Origin of the sequence: Mycobacterium paraterrae (assembly GCF_022430545.2) — a bacterium.
In the GTDB taxonomy this organism is placed as follows: domain Bacteria; phylum Actinomycetota; class Actinomycetes; order Mycobacteriales; family Mycobacteriaceae; genus Mycobacterium; species Mycobacterium paraterrae.
Map to the genome: position 1 here is coordinate 5,186,471 of NZ_CP092488.2, position 19,322 is coordinate 5,205,792.

General features: G+C 63.8%; 19 protein-coding genes and 1 pseudogene. 14 read left to right on the top strand and 6 right to left on the bottom strand.

The genetic code is table 11. The features are described 5' to 3' along the window. Nucleotides 1–295 precede the first annotated feature (295 nt). The 5 genes from MKK62_RS24965 (at nucleotide 296) to MKK62_RS24985 (ending at nucleotide 4,230) form a co-directional block, all read left to right on the top strand. On the top strand, nucleotides 296–997 hold the full coding sequence (locus tag MKK62_RS24965) for a hypothetical protein (protein ID WP_240263236.1): 702 nt from the start codon (nucleotides 296–298) through the stop codon (nucleotides 995–997). A 67-nt stretch (nucleotides 998–1,064) separates the two neighbouring features. After that, on the top strand, nucleotides 1,065–1,427 hold the full coding sequence (locus MKK62_RS24970; protein ID WP_240263936.1) for a hypothetical protein: 363 nt from the start codon (nucleotides 1,065–1,067) through the stop codon (nucleotides 1,425–1,427). A 13-nt stretch (nucleotides 1,428–1,440) separates the two neighbouring features. Beyond that, nucleotides 1,441–2,043: an SDR family oxidoreductase gene (locus MKK62_RS24975; protein WP_240263235.1), complete on the top strand. Its 603-nt coding sequence runs from the start codon at nucleotides 1,441–1,443 to the stop codon at nucleotides 2,041–2,043. Then, the gene (locus MKK62_RS24980) at nucleotides 2,040–2,798 is read left to right on the top strand and encodes an SDR family NAD(P)-dependent oxidoreductase (RefSeq protein WP_240263234.1); all 759 of its coding nucleotides are present in this window, start codon (nucleotides 2,040–2,042) and stop codon (nucleotides 2,796–2,798) included. The genes MKK62_RS24975 and MKK62_RS24980 overlap by 4 nt, the downstream gene beginning before the upstream one ends. Nucleotides 2,799–3,051: 253 nt before the next feature. Next, nucleotides 3,052–4,230 (top strand): amidohydrolase family protein, encoded by a 1,179-nt coding sequence (locus tag MKK62_RS24985; protein WP_240263233.1) that lies wholly within the window; start codon nucleotides 3,052–3,054, stop codon nucleotides 4,228–4,230. 9 nt (nucleotides 4,231–4,239) lie between these two features. Here MKK62_RS24985 and MKK62_RS24990 read toward each other — a convergent pair whose 3' ends face one another. Further along, entirely contained in the window at nucleotides 4,240–5,130 is an 891-nt protein-coding gene (locus MKK62_RS24990) for an IclR family transcriptional regulator (protein WP_240263232.1), read from the bottom strand. 79 nt (nucleotides 5,131–5,209) lie between these two features. On the opposite strand from MKK62_RS24990, the gene MKK62_RS24995 reads away from it, so the two are divergent. From MKK62_RS24995 to MKK62_RS25020, 6 genes and pseudogenes are all read left to right on the top strand, one after another. Further along, nucleotides 5,210–6,259: a zinc-binding dehydrogenase gene (locus tag MKK62_RS24995; protein ID WP_240263231.1), complete on the top strand. Its 1,050-nt coding sequence runs from the start codon at nucleotides 5,210–5,212 to the stop codon at nucleotides 6,257–6,259. Then, nucleotides 6,259–6,666 carry a nuclear transport factor 2 family protein gene (locus MKK62_RS25000; RefSeq protein WP_240263230.1) on the top strand — a complete coding sequence of 136 codons (408 nt, stop codon included), beginning with the start codon at nucleotides 6,259–6,261 and terminating at the stop codon, nucleotides 6,664–6,666. Before MKK62_RS24995 ends, MKK62_RS25000 begins: the two co-directional genes overlap by 1 nt. Next, nucleotides 6,659–7,493, top strand: a pseudogene (locus MKK62_RS25005) (SDR family NAD(P)-dependent oxidoreductase). Before MKK62_RS25000 ends, MKK62_RS25005 begins: the two are co-directional and overlap by 8 nt. An 8-nt stretch (nucleotides 7,494–7,501) precedes the next feature. Continuing rightward, the gene (locus tag MKK62_RS25010; protein ID WP_240263229.1) at nucleotides 7,502–8,455 is read left to right on the top strand and encodes an LLM class flavin-dependent oxidoreductase; all 954 of its coding nucleotides are present in this window, start codon (nucleotides 7,502–7,504) and stop codon (nucleotides 8,453–8,455) included. Nucleotides 8,456–8,526: 71 nt separating this feature from the next. Continuing rightward, on the top strand, nucleotides 8,527–9,783 hold the full coding sequence (locus MKK62_RS25015; protein ID WP_240263228.1) for a cytochrome P450: 1,257 nt from the start codon (nucleotides 8,527–8,529) through the stop codon (nucleotides 9,781–9,783). 3 nt (nucleotides 9,784–9,786) lie between these two features. Further along, entirely contained in the window at nucleotides 9,787–10,911 is a 1,125-nt protein-coding gene (locus tag MKK62_RS25020) for a dihydrodipicolinate reductase (RefSeq protein ID WP_240263227.1), read from the top strand. 12 nt (nucleotides 10,912–10,923) lie between these two features. Here the strand turns inward: MKK62_RS25020 and MKK62_RS25025 are convergent, their stop codons facing one another. The 4 genes from MKK62_RS25025 to MKK62_RS25040 are packed head-to-tail and all read right to left on the bottom strand — an operon-like array spanning nucleotide 10,924 to nucleotide 15,848. Next, on the bottom strand, nucleotides 10,924–12,480 hold the full coding sequence (locus MKK62_RS25025) for a class I adenylate-forming enzyme family protein (RefSeq protein ID WP_240263226.1): 1,557 nt from the start codon (nucleotides 12,478–12,480) through the stop codon (nucleotides 10,924–10,926). After that, the gene (locus MKK62_RS25030) at nucleotides 12,477–13,679 is read right to left on the bottom strand and encodes an acyl-CoA dehydrogenase family protein (protein ID WP_240263225.1); all 1,203 of its coding nucleotides are present in this window, start codon (nucleotides 13,677–13,679) and stop codon (nucleotides 12,477–12,479) included. Before MKK62_RS25030 ends, MKK62_RS25025 begins: the two co-directional genes overlap by 4 nt. Next, nucleotides 13,676–14,644: an acyl-CoA dehydrogenase family protein gene (locus tag MKK62_RS25035; protein ID WP_240263224.1), complete on the bottom strand. Its 969-nt coding sequence runs from the start codon at nucleotides 14,642–14,644 to the stop codon at nucleotides 13,676–13,678. Before MKK62_RS25035 ends, MKK62_RS25030 begins: the two co-directional genes overlap by 4 nt. A 7-nt stretch (nucleotides 14,645–14,651) precedes the next feature. Beyond that, a complete protein-coding gene (locus tag MKK62_RS25040) occupies nucleotides 14,652–15,848 on the bottom strand; it encodes an amidohydrolase family protein (RefSeq protein ID WP_240263223.1) in 1,197 nt (398 codons plus the stop codon). 222 nt (nucleotides 15,849–16,070) lie between these two features. On the opposite strand from MKK62_RS25040, the gene MKK62_RS25045 reads away from it, so the two are divergent. After that, nucleotides 16,071–17,186 (top strand): acyl-CoA dehydrogenase family protein, encoded by a 1,116-nt coding sequence (locus tag MKK62_RS25045; protein ID WP_240263222.1) that lies wholly within the window; start codon nucleotides 16,071–16,073, stop codon nucleotides 17,184–17,186. After that, complete coding sequence (locus tag MKK62_RS25050; protein WP_240263221.1) at nucleotides 17,186–18,088, top strand: TIGR03619 family F420-dependent LLM class oxidoreductase; 903 nt, start codon at nucleotides 17,186–17,188, stop codon at nucleotides 18,086–18,088. The genes MKK62_RS25045 and MKK62_RS25050 overlap by 1 nt, the downstream gene beginning before the upstream one ends. A 7-nt stretch (nucleotides 18,089–18,095) precedes the next feature. Here MKK62_RS25050 and MKK62_RS25055 read toward each other — a convergent pair whose 3' ends face one another. Beyond that, nucleotides 18,096–18,533: a nuclear transport factor 2 family protein gene (locus tag MKK62_RS25055; RefSeq protein ID WP_240263220.1), complete on the bottom strand. Its 438-nt coding sequence runs from the start codon at nucleotides 18,531–18,533 to the stop codon at nucleotides 18,096–18,098. Nucleotides 18,534–18,599: 66 nt separating this feature from the next. On the opposite strand from MKK62_RS25055, the gene MKK62_RS25060 reads away from it, so the two are divergent. Further along, nucleotides 18,600–19,235 carry a cysteine hydrolase family protein gene (locus tag MKK62_RS25060; RefSeq protein ID WP_240263219.1) on the top strand — a complete coding sequence of 212 codons (636 nt, stop codon included), beginning with the start codon at nucleotides 18,600–18,602 and terminating at the stop codon, nucleotides 19,233–19,235. Nucleotides 19,236–19,322 lie beyond the last annotated feature (87 nt).

The window sequence follows — 19,322 nt, forward strand, 5'->3', positions numbered from 1 at the left end:
GACGTGACGGGAGCAACCCCCTGTGATCGAAGAACTGCTGCGGATGCTGATCACCTGGGGAGTCATGTGTGGACTCGTCGCTTTCTTCTACTGGATGCTGTCGAACATCGGCACCTTCTGATCGTCCATGACCAGAATCGCGTCCTCGAAAAATTCAAAGACTGGAGCGCAGTGGAAGAACAGGACCGCAAGCGTCGACGAGCGCTCATCGTGTTCCAGGTCTGGATATACGGGATGCTGCTGACGATGTTTCTCATTCAGCTCTCGATGCTGCTGACGAGGAACTGGTGAACCGATGAGACGTTCTCACGGCACGCTCGCGCCCACGTCGACGACACTGGACGAACACGAAATATCAAGCCGTAAGGCTCAACGGCAGGCCGACCTATGGCTGATTTCTGGGACAGCCCTGATGGGCACGTTAGTTCTCGGACCCATCGGGCTTCCGTTGTTCTTGCGTGGTCTATACCTGTTGCGCAACGCGCAACGAGCGGGTCTCTCGGTTCGCCCTCTCATGGTCACCCTGATCGGCTACGTCATCATTTTGGATGCGGCACTCAACAGCATCGGCTGGGCGCTGGACCTTTTCGCCAACCATGCGCTGATAACCCGCACCGTCTTCACGGCTTGGGGCAACCTGATGGACGCGGGGTACTTCTGGCACTACAACGAACTCTGGATCGGAGGCGCCAGCGCTCCCGGCGAAAAGGCATGGGTGCTTGTCTGCGTGCTGATCGCCTTCCCCATGCGGATGGCTGCGGCGATCGGCTTCCTGCAGATGAGGCGTTGGGGGCACCAGTGGATGATCGTGACGTGCTGGTTCGGCGTGGTGGTGTGGACCGGCTACATCTTCAACATGACGCTGTATGCCGACGTCCGCTACGCGGCGGTTGGACTTCCGGTGATCGCCTGGTGGGCCTACAACATTTTCTACATCACACCGTTTCTCGCAATTCCCTACTTGCACACCGTCAACCGTGAGGTTTTCAGTGACTGAACCAGCAATAAATGCGGACGTGCCAACCGAGTCGCTGCCGCCCGGCACCGCGCCCGTATGGGCGCGGATGCACAAGTGGCTGAAGCGAGGACTGTACGTCTGTCTCTTCGGTCTGGTGATCGAGGGTTCGCTGACCGTTCCCGTGATCGCCGTGTGGTACGGGTGGCCCACGTTGTCGCTAATCCAGATCTGCAGCGAGTTGCTCAAAGTCCGGTACTCCAACGACACGCTGGAGTGCCTTCAGCCGTATCCCATTAGCGGTCCGCCGTTCGGCGGTGCTCCCGAAGCAGCAGGCCAACATAGCGCGCGAGACGATTGGGGAATTCAGCCCCGCCCGCGCTACGACCGGATCGGCTTTCGCGAACTCATCAAGATCCATGATCAGCGGATCGCGCGTCAAGGCGGAGCGGGCCCAGCCCCCACACCATAGCCGCCTTGTGACAATGACGACTCCCCATGTGATCGGACGCAGCGACGCCATCTCGTGGGCGGTAGCAGCAAGCCTCAAGACCGTCGTTCACCGTAGCGACGAAATGATCTCGCCGGGAACCGATTCCGTCGTCATCGTGGTGGGGGTTGATCCGACGCTCGAGCCGAGCCACCTCCACTCCCTCAGCGCGGCCGACTGGCGCTTATTCGCGGAGCAACCAATGTGGCACGCGCTGACCGCGTTGCAGCGTTCGTACGCGTCGATGCGGCAGGACGGAGGACGGATCGTGCTGGTAGTGCCGTCGGTCGGGATGACCGGCGGGCCGCACATCGTCGCCTGGGCCACCGCTGTCGAGGGGATCCGGGCGATGGCCAAATCCGCTGCGCGCCAATGGGCCCATGCACGCGTGATTGTCAACCTGATTGCCACGCCGCTGCATCTGTTCGCCCCGAGGTTGGACGCATCGGCGGCCCACGTGAGCACGGCCGCTCTCCCCGACGATGAGAAAATCATCGAATCGGTGGTCGAGGCAACACGATTCCTGCTCAAGCGCGAGGTCGCGGGTGTGGTCGGCGAGACGCTCATCGTCGATGGAGGGGCGATGATGCTGCCATGACACTACACGGACACACGGTGCTGGTTACCGGAGCCGGCCGCGGCGTCGGCCAAGGCATAGCCCACGCCCTTGCCCGCGACGGCGCCCACGTGTTCGTCGGCACCCGGTCAGAGACTGGAAAGACGGTCGCTTCAGAGCTCGCCGAGCAGGGCTATCGCGCCAGCTGGGTCTGTTGTGACGTGACGGTCGCCGGGTCCGTTGCCGATGCGGTCGAGGCGGCTGTCACCAAGACCGGTCGACTAGATGCGCTGGTGCACAACGCCACCAGCAACGCATCGAGCCAGCCACACCGCCTCGAGGACGTCGATGAGGCTCGGTGGCACGACCACTTCGCCGTGTCGTTAACCGGTGCCTACCACTGTGCGAGTGCGGCCTTCGAGGCCCTGCGTGAGCAAGCAGGGACCTTTCTCGTGATGACCTCACCGGCCGGTATCGAAGGCAGCGCCACGCTGCCGCTCTACGCCACCATGAAGGGCGCGCTGCGGGGCTTTGCCAAGAGCTTGGCTCGCGAATGGGGGCCACACGGCATCACCGTCAATGTCATTTCGCCGCTTGCCTATTCACCGGCGATGACGGCGGCCATCGAGGCCGACCCCGCGATGGAGCAACGGCTCGCACGCCGGATTCCGCTGGGCCGAATCGGCGATCCGGAAACCGACATCGGCTCGGCGGTCGCTTTTCTCCTGAGCCCACAGGCTCGTTATGTCACCGGTCAGACGATCGGCGTCGATGGCGGCCACTTCACCAATCTCTGAGGCCGAGTATGTATGTGGGACATCAAGGCTGCCGCCGACGCGCTGAACGGACTCATTGACACTCTGATGACAGGTCTGTCAACCCGCTGAATCCAACCTGATGCCGTTGATCGAACTAAACGTCGTGACTGCTTTCGCCACCACGGTTTGGCCGCCAGGGCTTGAGAACGTTTGTTCTCTGATTAAGATAGTGATGTTTCCGGATTCCATCCGGGCTAGTGGCGATCTTGGCCACCCTTCGAAAGGACCGACGATGACGCAACCGAAGGCCTTCGAGGTCTGGGACGCCGACAACCACATGTACGAAACGATCGATGCCTACACGCGATACCTGCCGGAGAAGTATTCCGAGGCATTGAAGTTCGTCGACGTCAACGGTCGCCAGAAGCTGCAAATCCTCGGCGTGATCACCGAGACCATCCCGAACCCGACCTACGAGGTGATCCCCACGCCCGGCGCCTGGGCCGACTACTACCGAGGGATCAACCCCGAGGGCAAGACACTTCGTGAGCTCGCCGAGCCCATCCGCTGTCCGGACGAATTCCGGCGTCCCGACCTGCGTCTTGCATTGATGGACCGGCAGGGTGTCGACGGTGCGGTGATGTTCCCGACCACGGCAGGCATGCTCGAGGAGCGCACGAAGTCCGACACCGAGTTGACCCACGCGGTGACCCACGCATTCAACCGCTGGCTACTCGACGACTGGACGTTCAACTACCAGAACCGAATCTTCCCAGTGCCAGCAATCTCATTGAACGACCCCGCGAAGGGAGTCGCCGAACTCGAGTGGTGCCTGGAAAACGGGGCCAAGACCGTGCTGATCCGGCCTGCGCCGGTACCGCGGGAGGACGGCACGTCCCGGTCGCCCGCGCTGCCCGAATTCGACGACTTCTGGCGGCTGGTCGAGTCGTCGGGAATCTCGGTCCAGATGCACAACTCCGATGCGGGCTACGACCGATACCTCACCGATTGGGAGAGCGGCAACGAGTTTCAGGGCTTCCAACTGACGAAATTCCGCGGGTTTATCTACGAGGAGAGCCGGCACATCTTCGACACCCTGGCGGCGTTCGTCGCACACGGTGTGTTCGAGCGATTTCCCGGCCTGCGTATCGGAGTCGTCGAGAACGGCGGCTCTTGGGCAAACCGGCTGATGGATGCGTTCGACCGGGTGTATCGGAAGAAGCCACAAGATTTCAGCGAGCACCCGTGTGATGTCTTCCGCCGGCACGTGTGGGTAAACCCGTTCCACGAGGAAGACATGTCGCACCTCATCGACACTTTGGGTGCGGACCGGGTGATGTTCGGGTCGGACTTCCCGCACCCCGAGGGACTCGCCGAGCCCGCGCATTTTGTGAAGGAGCTCCAGAACCTTCCGGACGCGACAACGGCGAAAGTCATGGGCCGCAACCTCAAAGAACTCATCGGCGTCTAGGCGTCGTCCTCAATCACGCGGGCTAGGCCCTGCCACCCGGTCGATCTCGCGCAGCAGCGGTTGTGCCGCAGCATCGATTTCGCTCGTCGTCATAACGCGTAGCGGATGGATCCCGAGAATGAGTCGCACATGGCCTCTTTCGTCCAAGACAGGCGCGGAGATGGTGGCAACCGGCAGAGCATCGCGGGCGCTGTCGCTGGAGAGCAAGTTTGCCGATATGAATTCGACACGCAGTTGGTCGACGACGGAGCGCAGATTCTGGGGCACTGTCTCGTTGGACAATGATTCGATCGCATGAGCAGCCTGCGCCAGCGCGGGAGTCATCCAATCGACGTCATACCCGCGATCTCGCGTCTGGGCCAACACTGAGTAAAGACGCTCTGCGAGCGACGTGTCTCCGGCCGTACCGCGCTGAATCCAGGACTCTTGCTCGCTTGGCATATCCCATGCGGCGCAGGCGATCCCGAACGGTGGCGCATAGGGAATCCGCTCGACGGGAGCGACCGGCTGGGTAGACCCGTCGGGCGTTTCGAACGCGGTGATCACCAGTTCGTCTCCAGTGCGCTCGACGACGGAGGCCGGCGCACCGGTTGCATCAGCGAGACGGCGGATGGCTTCGCGGGCGACAGCCAGAAGAGGGCGCGCGGCTTGCAACCTGTCCGCTAGGAGGGCTACAGACGGGCCGAGGTCGAACTTCTTGGAGATGGGATCCCGGGTCGCCCAACCGCGGTCGCACAGGGTCTTGAGTATGGAGTGCGCCGTGGCCTGAGAGAGGCCGAGTTCGCGGGCGACGTCAGAGAAGCGGTGCCCCCCACCTTCCGGCCTGCTGAGCAACTCGACGACATCGAGGACACGCTCGGCCGGTGCTGAAGTGACTCCGCGCATCTTGACTCCCCTCACGCCGCATTCTACGGTCGACTCAGTATCCAGATAAATTGATCTCGAATAATAGAGATTATCAATGAGGATGTGAGAGCTGGTGCGTGCCGTAGTGCTGCGAGGCGGTGAGCTTACGGTTCGTGAGACAGCCGATCCCGTTCCCGGGCAGGGCGATTTGCTGCTCAAGACCCTCAGCACCGCGATCTGCGCGTCCGACGTGCACTACATGGACCATCCGGAGTTGGCGATCGACGATCCGACGGGTCGGTCGCTCTACGACCCCGACCGCGACATCGTCATGGGGCACGAGTTCGTCGGTGAAGTGATCGGCCACGGCCCTGGTTGCGGCGACGGCTTCCCAATCGGAGCCCGGGTGACGTCGATGCCGATTCGGTTGGTAGATGGCGGCGCCGGCGGTTTACGCATCATCGGACAGCACCCCGAGGCGCAAGGAAGTTTCGGTGAGCTGCTCGTCGTACCCGAGACAACCGCGAGGGTGGTCGGCGATTCGGTATCCAGCGATGCGGTCGCTGTGGTCGATGCCTTCGCGGTCGGCGAGTTCTATGTCCGCGCTTCGAACTTGCAGCCCGGCGAGATCCCGATCGTCCTCGGCGCCGGTGCCATCGGACTGTCCGCGGTCGCTGCGCTCAGCGCCCGCGGGGTCGATCCCATCATCGTCTCGGACTTCAGCGCCGATCGTCGCGAACTGGCCCAATCCGGATTCGGCGCCCACATTCTGGTCGACCCGGCACAACAGTCGGTGTTCGATGCCTTCCGCAAGACTCGTGCCGAACGCCACCTGGCCGGCTCCGCGGTGGTGTTCGAATGCGTTGGGGCTGCGGGACTCATCGACACGATCGTCGCGGAAGCTGAATTCTCGTCGCGCATCTACTGCGCGGGCGGCTGGTACACCGGCGACACCCTCGACATCACCGCAGCCACCCGAAACGGCCTCACTCTGCAGTTCGGTGGAGGGCCGCTACCTCAGGACTGGTACGGCGTTCTCGATGCGGTCGTCGAGGGGACACTGGACCCACTGCCCAGCGTCGGCAAGATCATCGGGCTCGAGGAGGTGCCCGCGGCGCTGGAGGCGGCGCGGCGCTCCGAAGGGCCGCCCCGCGTCGTGATCCACCCGAACGGCGACCACTGATGTCCGACCACGACGACCTTTTCGACCTCACGGTCCGATACGCGACGGCAATCGACAGTCACCAGTACTCGCTTCTCACAACAGTTTTCACCGAGGAGGCACGCGTCGACTACGGTGTGGTGGGCCAGTGGACCGGTGGTGCAGCGGTTGCACAGTTTATGGAGGCAGCCCACGTCGGCGCGGCGCACACGATCCATCGAATGACCAACCAGGCCATAGCGATCGACGGCGACACCGCGACGATGCGCACCTACGTCGATGCTCTCATCCTGATGGAGGACGGCTCGGGTGCGAACCCCGTCGGATACTACGACGACCACGCCGTTCGCACCGCAGATGGTTGGCGGATCGACCACCGTACCTACACCTCGGTGCGTCTCACCCCAGTGGCGGCCGCTCATGGGTGACATCGCCCGGAAATACGGGCCGTGGGGGCTGATCGTCGGCGCGTCCGACGGATGCGGCGCGCTGTTCGCCGAGCGGTTGGCGCAGCAAGGCGTGAACGTCGCGCTCGTCGCTCGTCGCCGGCAGCTTCTCGACTCGGTGGCCGAGGCGATTCACGGGCGCACCGGTGTCGAAACTCGGACGCTCGCCATCGATCTCACTCACGCCGATGCCTCGCAGTCCATTATCGACGCCACCGCAGACATCGAGGTCGGCATGCTGGTGTACTGCGCCGGAGGGGATCCGAACTATCAGCCATTCCTTGCCAATCCGGTATCGGCAGCCGAAGCGCTGCTGCAACGCAACTGCCTGGTGCTGATGCGGTTGTGTCACCACTTCGCGGGCCTCATGGTCGAGCGAAGGCGAGGTGGCATCGTGAACTTCACGTCGGGTGCTGCGCTGGCCGGCGGCCGAAACATGGTGGCATACGGGGGAACCAAGGCCTTCGACCTGGTTTTCACCGAGGGATTGTGGGCGGAGTTGCACGACAAGGGCGTCGACGTCCTGAGTTTGGTCCTCGGGCATGACCGACACGCCGGCTCTGCGGCAACTGGAGTTCGAGCGCGGTCGACTCACGTCTCTCGACGAGATTCCCCCGGGTGCGGTGACCGCTGCGAGCGTGGTAGACGAGGCGTTCGCCAACCTCGGCAACGGACCGACGATCGCCACGGGCGACGACGTCCGCATGGCGTCGGAACTTTTCAGGTCCATGACACGCAACGACGTGGTTCGTCTGATCATGCAGGTAAGTGCCGAGGTCATGGGTTCCGACGCACGGCAGCCGAATTAGACGCGGCCATGTTCACCCTTCGCTTCGACATGCGAGCGCCATCCATCGGGGCGCCCACCACCGAGTTGTACGCCGCGGCCAGCGAGATGTCGGCATGGGCTGAGCAGCATGGCTGTATCGCCGTCGTACTGTGCGAGCACCACTGCGCAGACGACGGATATCTGCCGGCGCCGTTGCTGCTCGGCGCGGCCATCGCCGCTCGCACGGAGCAGCTGATGCTGACCCTGACGATTTTGCTGCCCTTCTACGATCCGGCGCGGCTGGCCGAGGACATCGCCGTGCTGGATCACATCAGCGCGGGCAGAGCCACCTATGTGTTCGGAATCGGTTATCGTGCTGAGGAATACGCTCACTTCGGACTTTCTATGTCCGACCGCGGCAGGCTGGCGGACGAGAAACTCAGCGTGCTACGCCGCCTGCTCGCCGGCGACGAGATCGAACACGACGGCAGGCGCATGAAGGTCACCCCGCGACCGCGCACGCCGGAAGGACCCATGTTGAGTTGGGGCGGCGCCAGCCTGGCAGCCGCCCGGCGTGCTGGACGCAACGGTCTCGGATTGCTTGCCAACGGCGGAGTCCCCGGAATGCGGGAAGCCTATGAAAAGGCATGCCGCGACAACGGATTTGAGCCCGGCCTCGTGGTCATCCCTGAGCGTGACGTGGCGACCAACTGCTTCGTCGCCGACGATGTCGACGCGGCGTGGGACGAGATCGGCAAGTACCTCCTGCACGATGCAATGTCCTACTCCGAGTGGAATCCCGGCAACGCGGTGTCCGCCAACATCACCACCGCCACGACCGTCGACGAGCTTCGCAACACGTCTTCACACGTAATCCTCTCCGTCGACGAAGCGCGACAGCGCATCGCCGCGGGTGAGGTGTTCAACATCTCGCCCTTGTGCGGCGGGATCCCGCCCGCGACCGCATGGCCCTACTTGAAGAGATTCGCCGAGCTGTATTAGCCGATAGGGCATCAGATGAACCAGGACCGCGTGAAGCCACCCGTGGCGCAATCGAAAGGCAAAGAGCGGCAATGAACGCGCCCCCGGAATCCGTTCACTTCGATCCCTTCTCGGATGAATTCTTCAACGATCCGTTCGAGACTTACCGCCAACTGCGCGATCGGGCGCCGGTCTACCACAGCACGCAATACGACTTCTGGGCACTTTCCCGCTACGAGGATGTCGCGAGCGCAATGCGTGATCACGAAACATATTCCTCGACAAAGGGTGTCACCCTGGATCATTTCATCGATCCTGACGCGATGATCCCGCAAGGAGTGATCATCATGATGGACCCTCCACAGCACACCAGGATGCGGTCGCTGGTGAACAAGGTATTCACCCCGCGCGCAATCGCCAAGCTCGAGCCGATGATCCGAAACGTGATCGACTCGATCGCGCAAACCATCGATGTGACATCGTTCGACATGGTCGAGGACTTCTCGGCGCTGTTTCCCGTCGAGATCATCACCACGATGTTGGGAGTGCCGCCGGACGGTCGCCAGCAGATCCGGCACTGGCTCGATGCGCTGCTGGAACGCGAGCCGGGAAACGTCAGCACGACGCCGCACGGCCGTGAGGCGGCGGTGACCATGTGGAGGTATTACTACGACCTTGTCGTCGAGAAACGCGCCAGCCCGCAAGACGACATGATTTCGCGGCTCACCCAAGTCGAGGTCGAACGCGACGACGGCACCATGACCCGCCTCGACGACATGGAGATTTCCGCCTTTGCGTCGTTGCTGGGCGGTGCGGGCGCCGAGACGGTGACCAAACTAGTCGCCAGCGCCGCAGTGGTGTTTGCGCAGCACCAGGACCAATGGCAGGCATTACGGCAAGACCGGAGCCTGATCCCCGCCGCGTTCGAAGAGCTGCTGCGTTACGAGGGGCCCTCGCAATACGACATCCGTTGGAGCAACGTCGATGTCGAGCGTCATGGCACGGTGATACCCAAGCACAAGCCGGTGATGCTCATCAACGGATCGGCCACCAGGGATGAGCGTGCGTTCGTCGATCCCGATCGCTTCGACATCCGTCGCCGGCACTCCGGCCACAACCTCGGGTTCGGTTACGGAATACACAGCTGTCTCGGCGCGGCACTGGCGCGCATGGAGGGACGCATTGCCATCGATGCCCTGTTGGACTTGATGCCCGAGTTCGAGGTAGACGTCGCAGGACTGCAACGGGTCAAGATGCCAAATGTCTTCGGTTGGGGACGCGTACCCGTGCGTGCGGTGGCGCAGCGGCCGCGGTCCGGCGCTCTTGAGAAAACACATATAGGAGATTGAGCGATGGTGACTGAGAAATCCAGAACGTATCGGGTTGTTCACGTAGGTACGGGGCTGACCGGCAAGGAGGCACTGCGGGCAATCATCGACGATCCGGCACTGGAACTCGTCGGAGTCAAAGTGTCCACGCCCGAAAAGGCCGGCGTCGACGCGGGTCGCCTGTGCGGCGGAGCGGATGTCGGCATAGCGGCAACCGACAATCTCGACGCGGTGCTGGCTCTCACACCGGACTGCGTCACCTACTGTGCCACCGCCGTCCGGCGCGAGAACGACGCCATTGCCGACATCGTCACGTACCTCGAGGCGGGGATCAACGTGGTAACGATCTCGACGATCCCGATGGTCTATCCGCCTGCGGCGCCACCGCAGTGGCGCGCGGCCGTCGAAGGCGCTGCGGCGAAAGGGAATTCAACTTTTTATGCCACCGGCGCCGAGCCGGGGTTCGTCAGTCTGAACATTCCTACCGCCCTGCTGGCCGGTGCCGGCACCGTCGAGTCCTATCGGATGGACGAATACGCCATCGACCTCGACAAGTCCTATCCCATTTGGGATGTCCTGCACGAATCCATGGGTTTTGGAAAGCCAGACGGGCACGTACCCGCTCGAATCGCGTCGGGCAAGGTCAACCACGATTGGGAGACCGTGGTTCGCTACATCGCCGACATCCTCGGACTAGAACTCGACGGTGTGGAACTGGATTGGGAAACATTGCTGGCCCCAACAAATCTAGAATCCGCAATCGGTGTGATTCCGGAAGGGACGATTTGCGCACACCGTTGGCAGCTCGCCGGCGTCATCGATGGTCGGCCCGTGGTCGCGGTGCAGTATTTCGCGACGGTAAGTTCCACACCGTGGCCCGAGCGCTGGCCCAGGCCCTCGCGGCAAGGCCAAGGTGGCATGGTCATCCGAGTCCAGGGACGGCCCAGCATGTGTGCGGAGCTGTACTTCGAGCAATCGGCCTCGGATCGGGTCAATCCGGGTGTCGCGGTGACAGCGCTGGCCGCGGTCAACTCGGTGCCCGCAGTCATAGAAGCGGCGCCCGGAGTGCTTGGTCATCCCTTGGCGGGTCCCGCAGTCGTGAGCCGGCAATCGCGAACTAAACCTGTCCCTCACATCGCCGCCCGCTGACGGCACGGTGGGTCAACGACTCGCAAAGCGGGCCCGTAATTCGGTTTTGAGCACCTTGCCGGTGAGGTTGCGAGGTAACGCATCGACGAGTTCGAGTCGTTCCGGGGTCTTGTGCTTGCTGAGTCCTCGTGACTGACAGTGGTCGAAGATCGACGAAAGCGTCAGGGTCGCATGTGGGTGCGCGACCACGACCGCGCAGACCCGCTCCCCTGTCCGGTCATCGGGCACACCGATCACCGCGACGTCGGCGACCGCCGGGTGGCCGGCCAGCACACCCTCGATCTCGAGTGCCGAGATGTTCTCGGCGTTGCGGATGATCGCGTCTTTGATCCGTCCGGTGACCACCACATTGCCGTCGTCATCGACGTGGCCGAGATCGCCTGTGCGAAACCATCCGTCGGCATCGAAGGCCCCGGCATCCAGCGCTGCGTCCACATACCCGAGGAAGCATTGCGGACCTTTGAGCCGTAGCTCCCCTACCTCCCCGGCCTTGACCGGACGCTCGGCTTCGTCGACAACCCGAACCGTTACACCTGGCACCGGTTTACCGACCGTGTAATCCAGTAGCTCCGGCGGGCCGTTCGGGGCCTGGGAAGTGGCCACCGGGAACTCGGTCAGGCCCCAGGCGTTGGCCACGCCGTCCACTGAAAAAGCCTGCCGCACTTGGTGGCCCAGCTCCGCAGTGATAGGCGCGCCTCCTCCGACGCAGCCGCGCAGGGCGGGATACAGCGGCGTGTCGCCGTGCTTGGCCTGCGCGACCATGAAAGCGACGAAAAACGGGGTGGCGCTGCCCAGCAAGGTCGGGCGGTGCGCCGCAATCGCGAAAGGAGTAGCGACGGGGTCGAACGAGTCGAAAAGCACCAATCGCATGCCGGTGTGCAACCCGGCCGCCAGCATGGCCGCACCCCCGATGTGTGACACCGGAAACGCGATCGGATTGACGTCACTGCTGGACGCCCCGACGATGCCGATGACCCCCGCCGACCCGGCCAGGACCGATCGGTCACAGTGCCGCGCGCCTTTCGGCGCTGCCGTCGTGCCCGACGAGTAGTAGATCCAGCGCGGCTCCTCACCGCTCGTCGGCGCGGGCGGCAGCGCCACGGGATCTCCGACGGGCAGCCGAAGGCCGTCACCGATCGCCGCATCGTGGTCGATGACGACGACTGCCATCGGCCGCTCGTCGACGAGCTGATGCGCGAGCGCGGTATGGTCGAAGTCGCGCCACAATCCCGGCACGATGAGGACATCGGTGTCGAGCTGCGTTGTCACATAGCGTAATTCGCTTTCGCGCCAAATCGGCAGCACCGGGTTTTGAACCGCGCCAAGACGAGTGAGCGCGACCATCACGACCATCGTCTCCAGCGTGGTGGGCAGTTGCCAGGACACGACGGTGCCCGCACCGATGCCCTGTGCCGCCAGCGCTGCGGCACACGTCAGTGCCGATATCCGGAGTTGGTCGCAAGTCAGGCTGCGTCCATAGTCGTCGGCAAGGACAATCCTGTCCGGATGCGTCTGCGCCGCGGTCTCGACCAAAGACCAATAGGTGGGCGCCAACGACGGCTCAGTCATCTGCTGGGCAGATGCAGTCGGCGCTTGGCGAGGATATTGCGCATCATCTCCGAGCTACCGCCCGAAATCGTGTAGGCGCGCGACCAGAGCCAGCATTCACGTAGACGCTGTTTGGCCGCTTGCACGGCCGGCGCGGTATCGCCTACCGCTGTCACGCAGGCCGCCAGCTCCGCACCGTACGCCGCGACCTGATGGTAGGTCTCGGCGAAGCTCAGCTTCGCGATCGAGCCGTCACCCGGCTGTTCGTCACCCGATGTCAACCGCTCCACGTGGTCGTCGATGAAGGCCTTCGCGACCTCGACCTCGACTGCCAGCTCGGCCACCTTCTGGCGGATGTCGGTGGACTCCAACGCCGGCACGTCGTCAATGTACGCGTGGCGAGCGACCTCGACCAGATCACCGATCAGCAACTCCAGCAGAATCACGTTGCCGCCGATGCCGAATCGCTCAAAATCAAGGCCCGCCATGATGATCGACCAGCCTTGTCCCTCCTCGCCGATCAAATTATCGGGGCCGAGTCGGACTCCGGTGAGAAAGACCTCGTTGACCTCGATCGCGTCGCCGATCGTGCGGATCGGTCGAACCTCGACACCCTCGGCATCCAGCGGCACCGTGAACACCGACAGGCCGTGGTGACGCGCGGATGCCGGGTCGGTGCGGACCAACGCGAGACCCATGTCGGCCCAGTGGCCGTCGGTGATCCAGGTCTTCTGCCCGTCGATGACCCACCCGCCGTCATCGTGCCGACTGCCACGGGTGCGTATCGCAGCGATGTCGCTGCCGGCATCGGGCTCGCTGAGCAACTGGCACCAGACGTGCCGACTGGAGCGGATCAGCGGCAGCAGGGTGCGCTTCTGGTCGTCGGAACCGAAGTGCAGCAGCACGTGCGCGGCAAGGTTGACCTGGTCGACCGGCCGCGGCGCGCGGGCGCGCAAAATCTCCTCACTCACGATTCGGTCGTGAAGCGGATGGTGATCCGCGCGGCCACCGTGCTCGACCGGCCAGTCGGCCCCTATCAGGCCCGCCTCGAACAGACTCGCAAACCACGTGCGCAGCAGGGCTTCCTGCGCTGGCGTTTCCGGTGCCCGGTGTCCTTCGCGCGCCTCGATCGCCGGCGCATACTCGGCGATGTGCGCCTTGACCCGATTCCTGAACGAGGCCAGCTCCGATTCTGAAGGCCGGCGACCGACGACGCTCACCAGCCCGACTCAGTCGCCAACAGCGCTCGACTAGAGCGCGCGGTGCCCATCAGATGGGAGTTCGTGAACACCCGTCGCAGTTCGTAGTGCAGGGGATACTCCCACGTGAATCCGATACCGCCGGACAACTGCATGCACTCGTCCACGGCGGCCGTGGATTTCGCCGCGACAAACGCGTGTGCCGCGGCGGTGAGGGCGGTCGCTCGGGCGTCGGCGACCGCGATCGCGCGAGCCGCCCTCATGACCACCGCTCGCGCTTTGACCACAAATACCAACAGCTCGACGAGCCGATGCTGGATTGCCTGGAAACTAGCAATCGGAGCCCCGAAAGCCACCCGCTCCCTCAAGTAGTCCGTCAGCCGCTGCACGGTCATCGCCACGGCCCCGATGGAATCGGCAGCGATCAGCAGCCGGGCAACCCGGAGTAATTCCCGGGCCCGGTCGGGCGACCCGATCAACTCGCCGGCGGCGAGGTCGAAATCCGTACGCCACGCCGTTCTGCTGACGTCCAGCAGATCGTCATCCAGCGCGAACTGCTCCGGAGTGATTTCACTGATCAGGTGAATTCCGTTGCTGTTCAACAGAAAAAGAGAGTCGATCTGGTCGCCGCGGATGATCCGTGCATAGTCGTCAGCGATCGCGAAACCCGCCGACGAACTGCCTGCCAGCAGCCCCGGCAACAGTCGCTCCCTGACCTGCTCCGGCGCCGAGGCAAGCGCAGCGGCGCCCAGCGTGGTTCCACACCATGCGGAAGCATCCTGCGCTCGCCCCAATTCCTCCGCCACGACGCATGTCTCGACTGGACGCCATCCGGCGCCGCCGAGTTCCTCGTCGACGAGCAAACCGGTCCAGTCCATCGCCGCGAGGTCCTTGACGGTGCCGCGCTCGCCCCGTTCGGCAAGAAATTCGCGCGCCGACAACCTCAACAGTTCGAGGTCGACGTCAGCTGAGTCCTCGCCCGCCATGCGGCCGTCAGCCTCGGAAAAGCAGCTGCTCGGCGTTTTCCCGCATGATCCGCCGCTTCGCCGCGTCGTCGAGAGGGTCGAGCAGCTTCACGAAGTCCGCGGGCTCGGCCATCCCTTCGGCGTGCGGGTAATCCGAACCCATGACCAAGCAGTCGTCATACCCCATGCTGGAAACGATCGCAGGAATGTCGTCCTCGGGATAGGGCACCACGCGGACGTGACGGCGGAAAATTACCGACGGTCGCTCGGTCAGCTTTCCGCCGATCCACGGACCATTGCGGCCCATGCCCCGGCTCTTGTCCATATGCCTGACGAAAAACGGCACCCATTCCGCGCCGTGCTCAGCGACCAGAACGCTGAGGTTGGGAAAACGACCGAAGAGGTTGTCGAAGATCAGCGCAGACAACGTATCTTCGATCGGCCGCTGACCGTAGATGTTCATCCACTGCCACGCCGACATGTGCCACGACGCGGGGTCGGAGTTTTGGCCCCAGGCGGGCGAGATCGCGTCGAAATACCAGAACGGCATGATGTGGTAAACCAGGACGCAGCCAGCCTCCTCCAAGCGTGCATAGATGGGGTCGAAGTATGGATCGCCAGGCGATCGACCGTACGCCGGACCGGTCGGCAACATCACGAACTTCGCGCCTTGGGCGATGATCGCCTCCGTCTCGGCAATCGCGGAATCCAAGTCGCGCAGCGACAAGAGGGCGGTCGCGAAGATCTTGTCGTCGAAGTTGAAACCCCACTCCTCGTCGAACCACCGGTTAAACGAGCGCAGGTTGGCATACAGCGCTTCGGTGTCGTCGACATAGTGTTCGGCGGCCAATGCCATGCCGCTGGGATAGATGACCATCCGGTCGATGTTCTGCTCCGCCATGACCGACAACCGCGGGACGCGCGAGACGAATTCCGGCTGCATCGGCTGCGGCTCGTAGGACTCCTCCGGGTTACCCGACCCCATCTGCCGCAGCATCTCCTTGAGCGAACCCGGCCGGTAGGCGACATCGAGTCCCAGACCGCCCTCGCTGTTGAAAGTAGCGACCCGATGCCCGGCCAGGATCACCTCGACTCCGTCGGCGCCGCGCACCGTCGTGATGGCCCGATCCCGAAACTTCTCCGGCAGATAGCGGGTGAAGGCGTCCCGGGGCTCGTAGCAGTGGGTGTCACAGTCAAAGATGCCGTAATCGAGTTTCGTCGTCACCAGGTCGCTCCTTTAGCGAGAATGCTTATTCTCTATTTTCAAAAAAGATACTATCCTCAACCGGCAATGACCATGCCGGGCCTACGGTGCCAGTAACACCCCGCCGGCGTCGGCTGTCGGCGTCACCGGTACGGCAACGACCACACCGCGCCCTTCCACGACCGTCGACTGAAAGGCCCAGAGCCATCAAAGCCATTGACGGACAACGGGATCAACGGGTCGATGACTGAATCCGACGACCTCCGCGGCGTGGTGCGCGAGTACCTCAGCGAGACCTCACCGAGTGAGACCGTCCGCAAGCTGATGCTGACCGAAAACGGCTACGACGAGGCCGGGTGGCTGCAAATGGCCCGCGAGCTGGGACTGCATGGCATCGCCGTTCCGGAACGTTGGGGTGGCGCCGGTGCCGGCGTCGCCGAGTTGGCGGTCGTGTTCGAGGAAATGGGACGCGCGCTGCTCTGCTCGCCCTTCTACGCCACCGTAGGCCTGGCCACCCAGGCCATCCTCGCCAGCGGCGACGACGAGGCCGCCGAACGGTTCATCCCGGGATTTGCGGACGGCTCGACAACGGCGACGCTGATCCTGAACGGTCGACTCGACGTCTGGGATCCGGCGGCCGTGACGTTGCGGGCTGACCGAGACGGCGGCGCTCACCGGATCCACGGCGAGGCGCCGCTGGTGATCGACGGCCACACCGCCGATGTCGTTCTGGCCGCGGCAAATACGGCCGCCGGGCTCTCGTTGTTCGCGGTAAATGCCCGAGCAGCCGGGGTCACGCGTACACCGCTGGCCGGGCTCGACCGCACCCGCAAGCTCGCCCGCGTGCGATTCGACGGTGCGAGCGCGCAACTGATCGGCGGCGATGGCGGTGCGGCGGACTTCCTGACGCGAGCTTCGGACCTCGGCATCGTGGCGCTGGCGGCCGAACAGGTAGGCGCGGCGCAACGCTGCCTCGACATGGCCGTCGATTACGCGAAGAGCCGAATTCAGTTCGGTCGACCGATCGGAAGTTTCCAGGCGGTCAAACATCGCTGTGCGGACATGCTGGTTCAAGTGGAGGGCGCCCGTTCGGCCGCCTCCCACGCCGCCGACATCGCCGATTCGGCCGAAGCCGACGACCTTGCAACGGCCGCGTCGGTCGCGAAACTGGCTTGTTCGGAAGCCCTGCTGCAGGCGGCGCTCGACAACATGCGCATCCACGGCGGCATCGGCTTCACCTGGGAACACGATGCCCACCTGTTCGTCCGGCGCGCCAAAGCCAGCCAGCTGATCTACGGCAGCCCCGACAGCCACGCCCAGCGCCTGGCCATGCTCGTCTCCGAAGTGAAAGGACCGTAATGACCATTTCGTTTTCCCTCGAATTGCCCACGCAGCGCATCGAGGCGGTCGAGGAATTCGTCAGCGCCGAGGCCATCGCCGACATCGCACGCGTGGCCGAAGAAGCCGGGTTCGCGGCGGTCCACGTGACCGACCACCCCGCGCCTGACGCAAAGTGGCTCGACCATGGCGGTCATCACGCCCTCGATCCGTTTGTCGCGCTGGCGTTCGCCGCCGCGGCCACCACCGACATCAGGCTGTTGACCAACGTCTACATTGCCGCGTACCGGAACCCGTTTCTCGGCGCGAAGTCGGTGCAGAGTCTCGCAGTCTTGTCCAACGGGCGCCTTATCCTGGGTACTGCCGCGGGATACCTCAAACCTGAGTTCAAGGCGCTGGGAGTCGATTTCGACACCCGCGGCGCCCTGCTCGATGAAGCCCTTGATGTGCTGGACCAAGTGCTCACCGGCGCCGATATTGCCTACGAGGGAACGTCGTTCGCGGCACGCGGTGTTCGGCTGCGACCTCTGCCGGCCAGTCCCCCGCCCGTCTGGGTCGGCGGAAACAGCAAACCTGCGGTCCGCCGGGCGGTGTCGCGTGCTCAGGGATGGGCGCCGTTCAACACGTTCGGCTATGCCACGGCTTCGCGCACCGCCGAGATCTCCACGATCGAGGATCTAGAACTCGGGATCGACTGGGCCCGGCGCTACGCGGCCGAGATCGGCCGCACCGAGCCGCTTGACATCTGCTTTTCCGCCGGAAACCTGTTGGACGACAGCCGATCGGCCGACGAACGGCACGAGACCATTTCCAGGTTGGCTGCCGCCGGAGTGACGTGGCTGACGATCGCGCCGACGGGAGCGGACAGGACCGAGCTGATCGAGCGTTCCCGCGCCTTCGCCAAGGAGTTCATCACGGCGTGACCCGCCGTCAGCGCATCAGGCTGTCAGCGGAAAATGCGTCCACTCCGATCCGACGATGGGCGAATAACCAGCGGCCCCGCACCGGGACGAGGACGTCTCGGTAGCGGCCCCAATGGTCGAGCCCGATGTCGGTGTGCACTGCGAAGTAGCTACTGACCTCGACCCTGTCGCGATTCACCGTGGCGAACCGGATGCTCGAGACGTGATGCCGAACGTGGGTCGGCGCCTGCCGCCCCGAGGTCGCCGGCCGGGTGACCGCGGCGCCAAGACCCGCCTCGATCTCGGCTGGGCCGGTCAGCGGCTCGCCCCCACCGGTGAATTCCAGCACACCGTCGGCGGCGAAACACCCTGCCAGCGCACGCAGATCGAAGCGGTCGGTGGCCGCGGTGTAATCGGCCAGGGTTTGCCGAACCGACTCCCGCACCTCGAGCTCCCACGCCTCCACCCAGCCTCCTCACACGCAGACGCAATTCGGAACCAGCCTGTGCGTCACACGATAACGTGTGTTCTCATGCCGCTCCCACGCTTGCAAGACCTGCTCGAACCCGCGACGACCGCGCTCGTGACCCAGGAGTGCCAGGGCGGGGTCATTGGGCCCCAAGCCGGCCTGCCGTTTCTCGCCGAAGAGGCTCGCCGCGAAGCGATTCCCAACATCGTCACATTGGTCGAGGCTGCCAGATCGGCAGGAGTTGCCGTCGTGCATTGCCTGGTCGAGCGGCGGGCGGACAGTCGCGGATCCAACACCAATGCTCGGCTGTTCATGGCAGGCAAGTCGTTCGCCGCGGACTTGACGCCCGGCAGTCCCGGTGCATCTGTCCTGCCCGAATTGGGACCCGCGGACTCCGACCTCGTGCTCACTCGCACGCACGGCGTCGGCCCCATGGCCGGCACCGACCTCGACTCCGTATTGCGGAATATGAACATCAAAACAATTGTGGGAGTTGGTGTTTCGGTCAACATCGCTATTCAGAACTTCGTGATGGACGCGGTCAACCGCAGCTACCTGTTTGTGCTGCCGCGCGATGCGGTAAGCGGGTATCCGCGGGAATACGCCGACTCCATCATCGACAACACCCTGGCTCTGCTGGCCACCGTGACCACCACCGATGCCGTGGTCCAAGCATGGCGAGAGCTCCGTGCTTCGTGACCCGATCTGGATGTTGCGAAGCGATGATGATAATGTCGTTTCCACTAGGCGTAAATGGCCGTATTCGCTGCTCAGGAGGAAAGTTCA